The sequence below is a fragment of the Uliginosibacterium sp. 31-16 genome, from assembly GCF_030730865.1.
In the GTDB taxonomy this organism is placed as follows: domain Bacteria; phylum Pseudomonadota; class Gammaproteobacteria; order Burkholderiales; family Rhodocyclaceae; genus Uliginosibacterium.
Map to the genome: position 1 here is coordinate 1381393 of NZ_JAVALZ010000001.1, position 12210 is coordinate 1393602.

The 12210-nt window shown below is 65.5% G+C and carries 14 protein-coding genes; 1 reads left to right on the forward strand and 13 read right to left on the reverse strand.

Annotation, left to right across the window (positions count from 1 at the left end; genetic code table 11):
* Positions 1 to 88: 88 nt before the first annotated feature.
* Positions 89 to 511 (forward strand): hemerythrin domain-containing protein, encoded by a 423-nt coding sequence (locus Q9Q94_RS06395; RefSeq protein WP_305979189.1) that lies wholly within the window; start codon positions 89 to 91, stop codon positions 509 to 511.
* On the opposite strand, the gene cobC is transcribed toward Q9Q94_RS06395, so the two are convergent.
* The 13 genes from cobC to cobO all read right to left on the reverse strand — a co-directional run bounded on the left by cobC (position 508) and on the right by cobO (position 12192).
* Positions 508 to 1026, reverse strand: a complete 519-nt coding sequence (gene cobC / locus Q9Q94_RS06400; protein ID WP_305979190.1) for an alpha-ribazole phosphatase — start codon at positions 1024 to 1026, stop codon at positions 508 to 510. The two genes, Q9Q94_RS06395 and cobC, sit on opposite strands and share 4 nt — an antisense overlap.
* Complete coding sequence (locus Q9Q94_RS06405) at positions 1023 to 1793, reverse strand: adenosylcobinamide-GDP ribazoletransferase (RefSeq protein ID WP_305979191.1); 771 nt, start codon at positions 1791 to 1793, stop codon at positions 1023 to 1025. Before Q9Q94_RS06405 ends, cobC begins: the two co-directional genes overlap by 4 nt.
* Positions 1793 to 2848 (reverse strand): nicotinate-nucleotide--dimethylbenzimidazole phosphoribosyltransferase, encoded by a 1056-nt coding sequence (cobT, locus tag Q9Q94_RS06410; protein ID WP_305979192.1) that lies wholly within the window; start codon positions 2846 to 2848, stop codon positions 1793 to 1795. The genes Q9Q94_RS06405 and cobT overlap by 1 nt, the downstream gene beginning before the upstream one ends.
* Positions 2849 to 2926: 78 nt before the next feature.
* Positions 2927 to 3436, reverse strand: coding sequence for a bifunctional adenosylcobinamide kinase/adenosylcobinamide-phosphate guanylyltransferase (cobU, locus tag Q9Q94_RS06415; RefSeq protein WP_305979193.1), 510 nt, complete (start codon positions 3434 to 3436; stop codon positions 2927 to 2929).
* Positions 3433 to 4335, reverse strand: coding sequence for a cobalamin-binding protein (locus Q9Q94_RS06420; protein WP_305979194.1), 903 nt, complete (start codon positions 4333 to 4335; stop codon positions 3433 to 3435). Before Q9Q94_RS06420 ends, cobU begins: the two co-directional genes overlap by 4 nt.
* Positions 4332 to 5174: an ABC transporter ATP-binding protein gene (locus tag Q9Q94_RS06425; protein WP_305979195.1), complete on the reverse strand. Its 843-nt coding sequence runs from the start codon at positions 5172 to 5174 to the stop codon at positions 4332 to 4334. The genes Q9Q94_RS06420 and Q9Q94_RS06425 overlap by 4 nt, the downstream gene beginning before the upstream one ends.
* Entirely contained in the window at positions 5171 to 6145 is a 975-nt protein-coding gene (locus tag Q9Q94_RS06430; RefSeq protein WP_305979196.1) for an iron ABC transporter permease, read from the reverse strand. Before Q9Q94_RS06430 ends, Q9Q94_RS06425 begins: the two co-directional genes overlap by 4 nt.
* Positions 6146 to 6155: 10 nt before the next feature.
* Positions 6156 to 6824 (reverse strand): phosphopantetheine-binding protein, encoded by a 669-nt coding sequence (locus tag Q9Q94_RS06435; RefSeq protein WP_305979197.1) that lies wholly within the window; start codon positions 6822 to 6824, stop codon positions 6156 to 6158.
* The gene (locus Q9Q94_RS06440) at positions 6824 to 8410 is read right to left on the reverse strand and encodes a cobyric acid synthase (protein ID WP_305979198.1); all 1587 of its coding nucleotides are present in this window, start codon (positions 8408 to 8410) and stop codon (positions 6824 to 6826) included. Before Q9Q94_RS06440 ends, Q9Q94_RS06435 begins: the two co-directional genes overlap by 1 nt.
* Entirely contained in the window at positions 8407 to 9399 is a 993-nt protein-coding gene (cobD, locus tag Q9Q94_RS06445; RefSeq protein ID WP_305979199.1) for a threonine-phosphate decarboxylase CobD, read from the reverse strand. Before cobD ends, Q9Q94_RS06440 begins: the two co-directional genes overlap by 4 nt.
* Positions 9383 to 10291 (reverse strand): adenosylcobinamide-phosphate synthase CbiB, encoded by a 909-nt coding sequence (cbiB, locus tag Q9Q94_RS06450; RefSeq protein WP_305979200.1) that lies wholly within the window; start codon positions 10289 to 10291, stop codon positions 9383 to 9385. The genes cobD and cbiB overlap by 17 nt, the downstream gene beginning before the upstream one ends.
* Positions 10288 to 11571, reverse strand: coding sequence for a cobyrinate a,c-diamide synthase (locus Q9Q94_RS06455; RefSeq protein WP_305979201.1), 1284 nt, complete (start codon positions 11569 to 11571; stop codon positions 10288 to 10290). Before Q9Q94_RS06455 ends, cbiB begins: the two co-directional genes overlap by 4 nt.
* A gap of 6 nt (positions 11572 to 11577) precedes the next feature.
* A complete protein-coding gene (gene cobO, locus Q9Q94_RS06460) occupies positions 11578 to 12192 on the reverse strand; it encodes a cob(I)yrinic acid a,c-diamide adenosyltransferase (RefSeq protein WP_305979202.1) in 615 nt (204 codons plus the stop codon).
* Positions 12193 to 12210: the final 18 nt, after the last annotated feature.

Genomic DNA, 12210 nt, shown 5'->3' on the forward strand with positions numbered 1-12210 from the left:
ATGAGCGCGACGCCGGGGCCGGAAACTGCTACGCTGGCACAAAGCAGAGGGCGCGCAGACGCTCTGATTTCCACATGGAGAAGACAGCATGAGCCGACTCGAATGGCAAGACAGTTTGCACGCCCTGCAAGGCGGTCCGATGGACGCCGCGCATCAGGAGTTCGTCACCCTGACCAATGCGCTGGCCGATGCGCCGGATGCCGAGGAACTTGTGCGTCTGACCCAGCTTTTCGTGCATTGCAAGGAACACTTTGCGCAGGAAAAAAACTGGATGCAGCTCAGTCAGATGCCTGCCATCGACAATCACCTGCGGGATCATGAAGGGGTGCTGACCCTGCTCGAAAGTGCGGCCGCCGATTTGCGTGCCGGCGTTCATGGCGCGGGGCGCGAAGTGGCCGAATCGCTGGCCGCATGGTTTGGCCAGCATGCCGCGACGCTCGACGCCGCACTGGCCTTTCACATGCAGCAGGCCGCGCGGACGGACAAGCCCGGCATTCCCGCCGTCGGTTAGATTTCCAGCGGCAGCAGGCTGCCGTACGCAAAGCCAAGCTGCATCCAGCTCTGCGGCGGCATGCCCTGAAGATGCCCGGCCAGCGCCCGTAGCGGGCCGGCATGCCCCACGATGACCACTGGGCGCGGCTCTTCAGCCAGAGCCTGTTGAAGTGCGGAGATCGCCCGCTCGGCCATCTGCATCACGCTTTCGCCGCCGTGGGCGCGAAAATGCAGCGGATCGGCGGCCCAGGCATCGATCAGATGCCGTTCGATTTCATCCCAGGCCCGCAATTCCCAGCTGCCGAAGTCGATTTCCATCAGGCGTGCATCGAACACCGGTTCGCCCAATGCCTCGGCCAGCAGCCGGCAGCGCGTGAGCGGGCTGCTCAGCAGCCGGAAGCGGGCGGGCAACTGTGCCCGCAGGTGCGCCGCTGTCGCTTCGACCGGGGCGGCCAGGGCAACGTCGCTCTGGCCGTAGCAGATGCCAGGGGGCACGGCGACAGCAGGATGGCGGATGAGGTAAACCTGACTCATGCCATGCCGTGCGCGCACAGGGCCAGATAGCTGGTCAGCTCGCACACCTGTTGCGCGGCGCCGAGCGCATCACCGGTATAGCCCGCGAGGCGCTGGCGGAAATAGAGCGCGCAGATCAGCCCGGCCGCAGCCAGCACGAGGAGCAAGCCCACCGCGCGCAGCGGCGCAAGCAGGCCCAGGGCGACGGCGCACGCCAGCGGCAACAGGCCCAGCAGACTGCCGGTGACCCATTCGGTCATTCCCAATCCTTCGGCGACGGGTTTGGCGCGCGTGCTGTCGTCCTCACGGACATAGGCCATGAAAGCCATGATCAACAGCGGTGGCACGCGCGAGGCGGCGTGCACCAGCGGCAGGGCAAGCAGGGCTTGCCAGCCCAGCGCATCCAGCGCGGCGAACTTGAGCAACAGCGCGCAGACCAGAGCGACCGCGCCATAGGTGCCAATGCGCGAATCCTTCATGATCGCGAGCACCTTGGCTTTCTCCCAGCCTCCGCCGAAGCCATCCGCCGAATCGGCCAGTCCGTCCTCGTGAAAGGCGCCTGTCAGCAACAGGCTCACCAGCATGGACAGCAGCACCGCGATCGGTCCCGTCCAGAACTGCAACGCGACCCACAGGCTGGCCGCCGCAACGCTGCCGACCAGCAATCCCACCAAGGGGAAATAGCGTGTGGCGCGATTCAGCTCGAAAGATGACCAGCCGACCCAGGCCGGCACCGGCAAACGGGTGAAATACCCAAGAGCGATCAGGAAGCGGTGCAGCTCGCGCATCAGGCGGCCCCGCTCACGCCTGCATCCTCAAACCCCGCCATTTCGTTCATGCAGGCCAGTGCGGCGCGGATCAGCGGAAAGGCGCTGGCCGCCCCGGTGCCTTCGCCCAGGCGCATGCCCAGCTGCAGCAGCGGCTCGGCACCGAGGTGTTGGAGTTGCGCAACGTGGCCGGGCTCGGCGCTGCCGTGGGCGAACACGCAGTAATCCAGTACCGACGGATTGATCGCGTGTGCCACCAGCAGCGCGCTGGTGACGATGAAACCATCGACCACGATCAGCATGCGTGCTTCCGCTGCGGCCAGATACGCGCCTACCATGGTGGCAACCTCGAAACCGCCGAACTCAGCGAGTGCCTCAAGTGGCGACAGCTGGCGCCTGGCCACACGTGCGGCAGCCTGCGCCAGCAGGCCACGCTTGCGTGCCAGCCCGGCGTCGTCCAGCCCGGCGCCACGACCGATCACCATGTCGAGATCGGTGCCGACGATGAAATGGGTCAGCAGGCTGGCGGTGGAGGTGTTGCCAATGCCCATCTCGCCGAAACCGATGGCGTTGCAGCCGGCGGCATGCCAGCCGCGGATCAGCCCGGCGCCGCTGGCGATGGCCGCATCGCAGTGAGCCGGGGTCATCGCAGCCTGCTCCAGGTAGTTGGCAGTGCCGTGCCCCTGCTTGGCGACCACGTATTCCACACCGGGGCGCGACTCGCCCTGCACTTCACTGGCCACTCCGCAATCGATCACGGTGATTTCCAGCCCGGCCTGGCGCGCCAGCACATTGATGGCCGCACCGCCGGCGAGGAAGTTCATCACCATCTGTGCGGTTACTTCTTGCGGGTAAGCGCCCACGCCAGCCTTGGCCGCACCGTGGTCACCGGCGAACACGGCGATGCGCGGCGCGGACAGCTGAGGCGTCAGCGTCTGCTGGATCAGGCCCACCTGCAGGGCCAGCGCTTCGAGGCGGCCGAGGCTGCCCAGCGGCTTGGTGCGCGTGTCGATGCGCTGCTGCAAGGTCGGAGCAAGTTCGTGCGAGAGGGGCTGAATGTTGAAGGCAATGGTCATGGTTTGCTCAGTGAGTAGGGTGCGCATTGCGCACCGTTTGTTGATTGAAATCGGTCAGGGGCGTGCGCAATGCGTGCCCTACTTGAGCTTCAGCGGCAGGCCCGCCGCTACCAGCGTGACCTCGTCGCAGAGCGCGGCGACGCGCTGGTTCAGACGCCCCTGCTCATCGCGGAACAGGCGAGCGAGCTTGTTCTCGGGCACGATGCTCCAGCCCACCTCGTTGGAGACCAGCACCAGCTGGCCCTGTGCAGACAGGATGGCTGAAGACAGGCTCTGCACGCGGCTCTCGAGCGTGTCCGGCTGTGTGCACAGAATGTTCGACAGCCACAGCGTGAGGCAGTCGACCAGCACACAGGCGCCGGGTCGGGCGAGGCGGGTGACGGCTTCGGGCAGATCGAGAGGCGCTTCGGTCACGCGCCAGTGTGCCGGGCGCTCGGCGCGGTGTTTGGCGACACGCTCGCGCATTTCTTCGTCGAGGATTTCGGCGGTGACGATCAGCTGGATCTCGCCGGCGTGTGTTTCGGCGATGCCCTGGGCGAAGTGGCTCTTGCCCGAGCGCGCGCCGCCGATGACGAAGTGGCGGCTCATTTCGCCTTCCTCGCGTCGTCCAGCGCCGAGCACACCGCCTGCGCGCCATCGAGGATGCGTGGGCCGTGACGGCTGATGGTGTCACCCGGGATCAGCCACAGCTGTTTGTTTTTCACCGCCGTGAGCGAGCCGAATTTCAGCCAGCCGGCCAGCGAGGCTTCGTCCATTGCCCGCACAGGACCTTCACCGCTGCCGCCCATGCGCGCCGTGAGGATGACATCCGGGTTGGCGGCGATGACGCTCTCGGTGGAGAGTTGCGGCACCAGCGCACTTTCCTTGCCGAAAACGTTCACCCCGCCGCACAGGCGGATCACGTCGGAGATGATCTGCTGATCGTTGATCGTCAACAGCGGCTTCTGGGCAACCTGATAGAACACCCGCAGCTGGGCCCGTCCGGCGTTTTCCTTCTGCAGGGTGGCGTGGCGGGCGCGGAAATTCGTGGCGGCGGCGCTGGCCAGGTGCTCGCTACCCATCAACCGGCCGATGCGCTCCAGCACACCGGGAATGTCGGCGATGCCATGTGGTTCGAACCAGACCATCGGGATGCCCAGGGCACGCAGGCGCTCTACCTCGCGCTGTGCGTTGCCATGAAACCACACCAGTACCAGGTCCGGCTTGAGGGTGGCGATGCGTTCCAGATCGAGCTTCTGGTTGCTGCCGATGCGTGGCACTTTCAGCGCCTGCGGCGGGAAATCGCTGTACTCCACCGCGCCGACCAGCTTGTCGCCACCACCGGCCTCGTAAAGCATTTCGGTGAGGCTGGGCGCCAGCGAAATTACCCGCTGGGCCGGGGCTTTCAGGGTGAGGGTGTGACCGGCATCGTCCTTTACCGTGATCGGGGCCGCGTGGGCGAGGCCCAGCGTGGCACACAGCGCGAAGCCCAGAAAGATATGTTTCATGTCGGATTCTCCAGATCAACGCGGAACCAGCGCGCATCATTTTCCTCGCGCAGGCTCACCGGCACGCCGTAGGCGGCAGACAGCGCGTCGGCGCGCAGCACTTCGTCACGCGTGCCATGTACCGCACCGCCCTTGCCATCGAGCAGCAGGGCGTGGGTCGCCAGCGTCCAGGCCAGGTTCAGGTCATGCACAGCGGCCAGTACCGTGCCGCCATCTGCCGCCCACGCCTTGAGGCGTGCCTGCAGCAAGGCCTGGTGAGACCAGTCCAGATGCGAGCTGGGTTCGTCGAGCAGCAACAGCGGCGCGCCCTGGGCGCAGGCGGTGGCGAGTGCCACGCGCTGGCGCTCGCCGCCCGAGAGCATGCGCACATCGGTATCGGCCAGATGGCCGACGTCGAACTCGGTGAGCCAGCGGCGTGCGTGGCCTTCTACTTCGTTCGCGGAGTGTTCCGGGTGCAGCGCGAACAAGGCGCAGGCCACCGTTTCCCAGGCACTTACCGGGAAGGGATCGAGCCAGAATTGCGGGCACCAGGCACGTTGTTTCGCAAGCGCTTCGCCGGGCCAGTCGGTCAGTTGCCTGCCCTGCATCAGGATGCAGCCTGCATTTGGCGAAAGGAGTCCGGCCAAGGCTACCAGCAAGGTGGACTTGCCTGCGCCATTGGGCCCCAGCAGCACCCAGCGCTCGCCCGGGTTCATCGACAGGGAAAGCTCGCCGATCAGCATGCGGCCGTCGGGTTTGCCACCGGCATTCAGGTGCAGGTTTTCCAGGCGCAAAGAAGCGCCCACGCCTTTATTCGGGGCGGCGTCAAACTTGGGATGAGCTGATGTTTGACTTGTCATGCCCGTCTCCGCAAGAGCAGCATCAGGAACAGCGGCACGCCCACCGCAGCGGAGATCACGCCGACCGGCAATTGCGCAGGGGCGATCACGGTGCGCGCCACGGTGTCGGCCAGCACCAGAAACACGCCGCCGAACACGGCCGAGAAGGGCAGCAGTACGCGCGCCGCACGCAGCCCGGTGAGACGCACGATGTGTGGCGCGACGAGGCCCACGAAGCCGATGCTGCCGGCTGTAGCGACCGCCGCCCCGGTGGCGAGGCAGGCCGCGAAGATCGCGGTGCGGCGGCGCTTGGCCACCGGCACACCCAGCGTCCACGCCCAGGCATCGCCACGCGCGATCCAGTCCAGCTCTTGCGCACGCGGCCAGGCCAGCAGTAGCGCCAGCCCGGTGGCGGCCCACACCGGCCACCACAAAGCTGCACCATTCAGGTCGCCGAGCAGCCAGAAAACGATGTTGCGCAACTGCTGGTCATTGGCCATCGCCAGCATGAAGGACACTGCCGCGCTGCAGGCCGCGCCGATCATCACTCCCACCAGCAGCACGATCACCGTGCCGGGCGAGGCACTGGGGGCGAGGCCCCGGCCCATGCTGCGCCAGGCTAGCGCGAACACCAATGTCATGGCTCCGAGGGCGCCGGCGACCGCGCCGAGCTCGGGCGCCAGCAGCAGGCCGGCCGGCGCCAGCATCAGCATCAGCAGCGCGCCGACCGAGGCCCCGCTGGTCACGCCCAGCACATGCGGGTCGCCGAGCGGATTGCGGGTAACCAGCTGGATCAAGGCGCCGGCCAGTGCCAGCGCCGCACCCGTGCCGAAAGCGGCGAGCACGCGCGGCAGGCGGATCAGCCAGAAGATCTCTTCGGTTGGCCAGCCCCAGCCCGCCGAGCCCGACAGCAAGCCTAGCGCGAACGCCGCCGGCACCGCGAGCGCGGCGAGCAGCAGGGCGAGGGTGAGGGGTGGAGGCTTGAGGGTCATGGTATTCGCCTCAATCGAGACCAAGGTCTTTTACGAAATCATGGTCTGCTTGGATCTTCTCAAGTGGAATAGCCACATAAACGGAGGTGGTCTTTAGTACGCGCTGCAAAATATCGTTGGGAAGAAGATCTTTGTTTTCCGGGATGGCGATGTGTGGCAACAGGTCGCGTACGGCATTCAGGTTTTCGGGTAACTGGTTGGCGACACGACGGCATATCAGAGCAGCACCAATCCATCCAAGCAGCAAAACAGGTAGCATCGCTCCAACCGGGAAGTCCGTCAGGAGTATGCTCGCTGCAAGCAGTACGGGAGTGGAGACAGCTATTTTTTTGATGAATGCCGAGGTCTGCAAACGCGGCAAACTGCGAAGGCATATCGTGGCTCGGAGTTCACGCCAGTGTTCACGCAAGTCTCCGTGCAGAAGGTCTTTCAGCGGAGTATCAGGCTGTATTTGCCGACGCATTGCTCCAAGATGTTTTATCCAGTGCGCACGTAATCGATAAAACTGGGCCTGCGAAAGACAATGAGCCTGTTCTTTACGTCCGATCGCTCCGAGGCGTTTTGCCACGTAGTCTGCCAGCATGCGTGGGGTGGTGAGTTGCCATGCATCCTGATCAGGGATGTCGATGCCGAACTCTTCTTCCGTCGTCATCACCAATTCCACGGCATCCAGACCCATTACAAATCTCCTTTCAGAATCGCCATGAGCTTTTCCGTATCCATGAACTCGGCAATGGTATCCGCCAGCCGTTCGATGCTCGCATCACGCAGCGCGGTGATATCTGGCGATTTTGCTTCACTCAGACCGGCCCAGGCGAGCAGGGCGTCGCAGGCTTCGGGCGAATCGAAGAGGCCGTGCAGGTAAGTGCCGAGGATCTGGCCGTCTGCCGAGATGGCACCATCCGGCCCGCCGGAGAGTTGCACGGCGGGGCGGGCCAGTGCCGGACCGTGCGTGACGCCGGCATGGATTTCGTAGCCACGTACTTCAATTTTGGCGTCATTCCGGCCCTTCGGCAGGCTCAGGACAGGCCGGCCTTCGTCCGGGCCGGAATCCAGATCGGACGTGGCGGCGACGCTTCCACTGGATCCCGGCCTGCGCCGGGATGACGGCAATGGAAGGTTCAGCGTTCCGTGCTCATTGCGCAGCTGCTTCGCAGAGGCAAGCGTGGTGCGCATCTCCAGATAGCCTAGCCCGAAAGCCACGCCCGGCGCGCCTTCCAGACCATCCGGATCGGCAATCTCGGTGCCGAGCATCTGGAAACCGCCGCAGATGCCGATGACTTTTCCGCCGTAGCGCAGGTGCTTGGCAATCGCTGCATCCCAGCCCTGGGCGCGCAGGAATTCGAGATCGGCGCGAACGGCCTTGGAGCCGGGTAGTACGATCAGGTCAGCCACAGGAATGGCTTCATCCGGGCCGATGAAGCGGAAGTCGATCTGCGGATGCAGGCGCAGGGCGTCGAAGTCGGTGTGGTTCGAAATGCGCGGCGTGACCGGCACGATCACGCGCAGACGCTGGCCTTCGCCAGCGGGCGAGACAACATCGCGGGCAATCGCATCTTCGGCTTCGAGCTGCAGGCCGTGCAGATAGGGCAGCACGCCCAGCACCGGTTTGCCGGTGCGCGCTTCCAGCCAGTCCAGCCCGTTCTGCAGCAATGCAATGTCGCCACGGAAGCGGTTGATCACGAAGCCCTTCACGCGCGCCTGCTCGGTTTCGGAAAGTAGTTCCAGCGTGCCGACCAGATGGGCGAAAACGCCGCCACGGTCGATGTCGGCGACGATGATCACCGGGCAATCCACGGCCTCGGCGAAGCCCATGTTGGCGATGTCGTTGGCGCGCAGATTGATCTCGGCGGGCGAGCCGGCGCCTTCGACAATCACCGCCTCATACTGGCCGCACAGGCGTGCGAAGGAGTCGAGCACGGCAGCCTTCGCGGTGGCCTTGTAGGCGTGGTAATCCAACGCATCCATGTTGCCGATGGCATGGCCCTGGATGATCACCTGCGCGCCGACGTCGGTATTGGGCTTGAGCAGCACCGGGTTCATGTCGGTGGTGGGGGCGATGCGGCAGGCCATGGCCTGTGCGGCCTGCGCGCGACCGATTTCACCGCCGTCGGCGGTGACGGCGGAGTTCAAGGCCATGTTCTGCGGCTTGAAGGGCGCCACACGCATCCCGCCGCGTACCAGCCAGCGGCAGAGCGCCGCGACCACGGTGCTCTTGCCGGCATCCGAGGTGCAGCCCTGCACCATCAGGGTTCTGGCCTTCATGCCATCACCTCGGCGAGCACGGCTTCGAACTTTTCCCATTCTTCCTCTGCGCCCGGCAGGCCGATGCGCAGGCCGCCGTCATGTTCGCGCGTGAGGACTGCGCGTTTGGCGAAGGCGATGAACAGCTCATGTGCCAGCGGTGTCGGCACCCAGCGGAACAGCGCGCAGCCGGAGGGTGAGGGCAGACCGTGGGCGGCGAGCAAGGCCGCGAGGCGGGCGCTGGCTGCGTGCAGGCTGTTCGCGGTGGTCTCGCGCCAGGCGCGGTCGGCCAGCGCACGTTGCGCCACCCAGCGTGCCGGGCCGCTGACGGTCCACGGGCCGAGGCGCTCATTGAGCTGATCGAGCACATGGTCTTTCGCGGCGATGAAGCCACAGCGGATGCCCGCGAGCCCCCAGAACTTGCCGAGTGAGCGCAGGACGACCAGCCCCGGCTGATTGGCATCGCCCAGCACGCTGAGCTCGGGGCTTGCATCGATGAAGGCTTCATCCACCACCAGCAGGCCGCCCCGGGTGGCGAGGCGAGAATGCCATGCGCGTAGCGTGGCGGGCGGCACGAGTCGGCCGGTGGGATTGTTCGGATTGGTGAGCAGCAGTACGTCGAGCCGCTCGACGGCCTGTTCGGCGTCCTCGTAAGCAACGCTCTCGACCGGATGCCCGGCGCCGACCCAGGCCTTCAGATGTTCGGCGTAGCACGGTGACAGAATTCCGACCCGGCGCGGGCTGAACAGTTGTGGCAGGATCTGGATCGCGGCCTGCGAGCCGGCCAGCGGCAGCACGCGATGGCCGCCGAAACAGGCGAGGCTGGCCATGGCCAGACCGTCGTCGTCTTCGGGCAGGCGGCGCCACACTTCGGCAGGTAGCGACGGCACCGGCCAGCCCCGCGGATTGATGCCGGTGGACAGATCCAGCCAGCGCTGCAGCGGAATGCGGAAATCATGCGCGGCGGCACGCAGGCGGCCGCCGTGCTGGAGGCTAGAAGAGGTGGACAAGCGTGTCTCCCAAACCCATCACCGCGATCCAGACCAGCAGGCTGCGCGAAATCAGCGTCAGTGCGCGCGGAATGTCGCGCCCCTCGGCAGGGCGGCCTTCGCCGAGCAGCGGACGCTCTTCGACGATGCCTTCATAGATGGCGGCACCACCGAGTTGCAGGCCGAGGCTGCCTGCACCCGCAGCCATTACCGGGCCGGCATTGGGGCTGCTCCAGCCGGCGGCCTGCGCACGCCAGCTGCGCAGGGCGCGGCGCCATTCGCCGAGCAGGGCGTAAGTGAGTGCGGTGAGCCGGGCCGGGATGAAGTTCAGCACATCATCGACGCGTGCCGCGATGCGGCCGAATTCGTTGAAGCGCGCATTGCGGTAGCCCCACATCGCGTCCAGGGTGTTGGCGAGCCGGTACAGGATCACACCTGGCGCGCCGGCCACGGCACACCAGAACAGCGCGCCGAAGATTGCGTCGTTGCCGTTTTCCAGCAAGGATTCGGTGGTGGCGCGGGCGATCTGCTCCTCGTTCATCCGGGTGGTTTCTCGGCTGACGAGGTAGCCGGTGCGACGGCGGGCTTCTTCCATGTCGCCATGCTGCAGGGCTTGCGCCACGTCATGCCCGTGTTCGGTCAGCGCCCGCGCGCCAAGGGCGAAATAGAGGGCGATGCCATCCACAATCCAGCCGTGCTGGAGACCCGCCAGCAGTAAGGCTCCCAGAGCAAGGGGGGCTACGAGGAGCGTCCAGCCTAGCGCTCCACGCAGGATGCGTGCAGAGCCTTTGTTGATGCGCCTCTCCAGCCATGCTGCGCTGCGCCCGAAGCCCACCAGCGGATGCCAGCGCGGCACTTCGCCGAGAAGACGGTCGAGCAGTACACCGAGGAGAATTGCCAGCGTGATCGTCATGCGGTGAACAGCGCGGCGACCGCGTCCGGGTTGGATGGGAAGTAAAAGTGGATATAGCTCGCCGTGGTGCGCCCCACGCGATACACCGCTTCGGTCGTCGGCCCGCCATTCGGATTCGTGCCGGTGGCGATCGGTGTGAGCGGTGTTTCGCTGCGCGAGTAGTGGAAGCTGTGGCCGCGCAGGCTGCCTTCGGGCAGGTCGACAGCCTGCAGGCCCAGAGCGGCGAGTTTCTTCTGCATCAGTGCCGCGCCTTCGAGCAGACCGAAGCCGGCGTGCATGGCGCCGTCGGCGGTCACCAGGGTTTCAAACAGGCTCATCATGCCGCCGCATTCCGCGAGCAGCGGTTTTTCCGCTGAACTGTGGGCGAGCAGGGCCAGCTGCATGTCGCTGTTGGCAGCGATCTTCGCAGCATGCAATTCGGGATAGCCGCCCGGCAGCCAGACGGCATCGCAGGCGGGCAGAGTCTCGTCGCGCAGTGGCGAGAAGAACGTCAGCTCTGCACCCAGCGCTCGCAATGTGTCAAGGTTGGCCGGATAGCTGAAGCAGAAGGCTTCGTCGTGGGCGACAGCGATGCGCTGGCCTTTCAATCGGGAGTGGGGAGTGGGAAGTGGGGCGTCGGAAACCCCTTCCCATTCGAGAATGAGTGAAGGGTCAAAGCGTAGCGCCGCGGCTGCTTTGTCCAGCTTGGCGTCCAGATCAGCCAGTTCGGCGGCCGGCAGCAGGCCCAGATGGCGTTCGGGCAGGGTGATCGCCGCTTCGCGCGGCAGCCAGCCGAGGCCGGGAATGTGCGGTGGCAGGGATTCAAACAGCATGTCGGCATGGCGTTCGCTGCCGACACGGTTGGCAATCACGCCGGCGAACTCCAGATCGGGCTGAAAGCTTGCCAGTCCGTGTGCCAGCGCGCCGAAAGTCTGGGCCATGGCGCTGCCGTCGATGACGGCGACAATCGGCAAGCCGAAGGCGCGGGTCAGATCGGCGCTGGAGGGTTTGCCGTCGAAGAGGCCCATCACGCCTTCGACGAGGATCAGGTCTGCATCCTGTGCAGCTTGGGCGAGCAGCGCGCGGCAGTGCTCGAGGCCGCCCATGAACAGATCAAGCTGATAGCAGGGGGCGCCGCTGGCGCGTTCGTGAATCATCGGGTCGAGGAAGTCCGGCCCGGTCTTGAACACGCGGACGCGCTCGCCACGTGCACGTGCCTGGCGGGCCAGCGCAGCGGTGACGGTGGTCTTGCCCTGGCCGGAGGCGGGCGCGGCGATGAGGAAGGCGCGACAAGTGCTCATGCGTTGTTACCACTCGACGCCGGGCATGGCTTTCACGCCGGCGTGATAGGCATGCTTGGTCAGATCCATGGTGGTCACCGTGTCAGCGATTTCGATCAGACCTTCGGGGGCGGCACGGCCGGTGATGATCACATGTTGCATGGCGGGGCGGCTGTCGAGTTCATGTGTGACTTCATCCAGCGGCAGCCAGCCGTATTTCAGTGTGTAGGTGAATTCGTCGAGAATCAGCAGATCGATGGCCGGGTCGCGCAGATAGACCAGCGCCTGTTCCCAGGCCACGCGCGCGGTAGCTGTGTCCTTGGCGTTGTCCTGGGTGTCCCAGGTGAAGCCGTCGCCCATCACATGCCATGTCACGCGCGGGTGATCGCGGAAGAAGGCTTCCTCGCCGGTGTCCGAGCGATTCTTGATGAACTGGACCACCGCGCAGTTCATGCCGTGGCCTAGGGCGCGGGCCAGCACGCCGAAAGCCGCGCTGCTCTTGCCCTTGCCGTTGCCGGTGTTGATCAGCAGCAGGCCGCGTTCTTCGCTGGCCTCGGCGATGTGAGCGTCAATGATGGCTTTCTTGCGTTCCATGCGCGCTTTGTGGCGGGCTTCTTTGTCTGGATTGTTTTCTTTTGTCATGTCGGGGTGTTCCGCTAG

Excerpts from the sequence above, each read along its gene's own strand:
- Q9Q94_RS06395 (WP_305979189.1), top strand. The coding sequence starts at position 89 with ATGAGCCGACTCGAATGGCAAGACAGTTTGCACGCCCTGCAAGGCGGT.
- cobC (WP_305979190.1), bottom strand. The coding sequence starts at position 1,026 with ATGAGTCAGGTTTACCTCATCCGCCATCCTGCTGTCGCCGTGCCCCCT.
- Q9Q94_RS06405 (WP_305979191.1), bottom strand. The coding sequence starts at position 1,793 with ATGCGCGAGCTGCACCGCTTCCTGATCGCTCTTGGGTATTTCACCCGT.
- cobT (WP_305979192.1), bottom strand. The coding sequence starts at position 2,848 with ATGACCATTGCCTTCAACATTCAGCCCCTCTCGCACGAACTTGCTCCG.
- cobU (WP_305979193.1), bottom strand. The coding sequence starts at position 3,436 with ATGAGCCGCCACTTCGTCATCGGCGGCGCGCGCTCGGGCAAGAGCCAC.
- Q9Q94_RS06420 (WP_305979194.1), bottom strand. The coding sequence starts at position 4,335 with ATGAAACATATCTTTCTGGGCTTCGCGCTGTGTGCCACGCTGGGCCTC.
- Q9Q94_RS06425 (WP_305979195.1), bottom strand. The coding sequence starts at position 5,174 with ATGACAAGTCAAACATCAGCTCATCCCAAGTTTGACGCCGCCCCGAAT.
- Q9Q94_RS06430 (WP_305979196.1), bottom strand. The coding sequence starts at position 6,145 with ATGACCCTCAAGCCTCCACCCCTCACCCTCGCCCTGCTGCTCGCCGCG.
- Q9Q94_RS06435 (WP_305979197.1), bottom strand. The coding sequence starts at position 6,824 with ATGGGTCTGGATGCCGTGGAATTGGTGATGACGACGGAAGAAGAGTTC.
- Q9Q94_RS06440 (WP_305979198.1), bottom strand. The coding sequence starts at position 8,410 with ATGAAGGCCAGAACCCTGATGGTGCAGGGCTGCACCTCGGATGCCGGC.
- cbiB (WP_305979200.1), bottom strand. The coding sequence starts at position 10,291 with ATGACGATCACGCTGGCAATTCTCCTCGGTGTACTGCTCGACCGTCTT.
- Q9Q94_RS06455 (WP_305979201.1), bottom strand. The coding sequence starts at position 11,571 with ATGAGCACTTGTCGCGCCTTCCTCATCGCCGCGCCCGCCTCCGGCCAG.
- cobO (WP_305979202.1), bottom strand. The coding sequence starts at position 12,192 with ATGACAAAAGAAAACAATCCAGACAAAGAAGCCCGCCACAAAGCGCGC.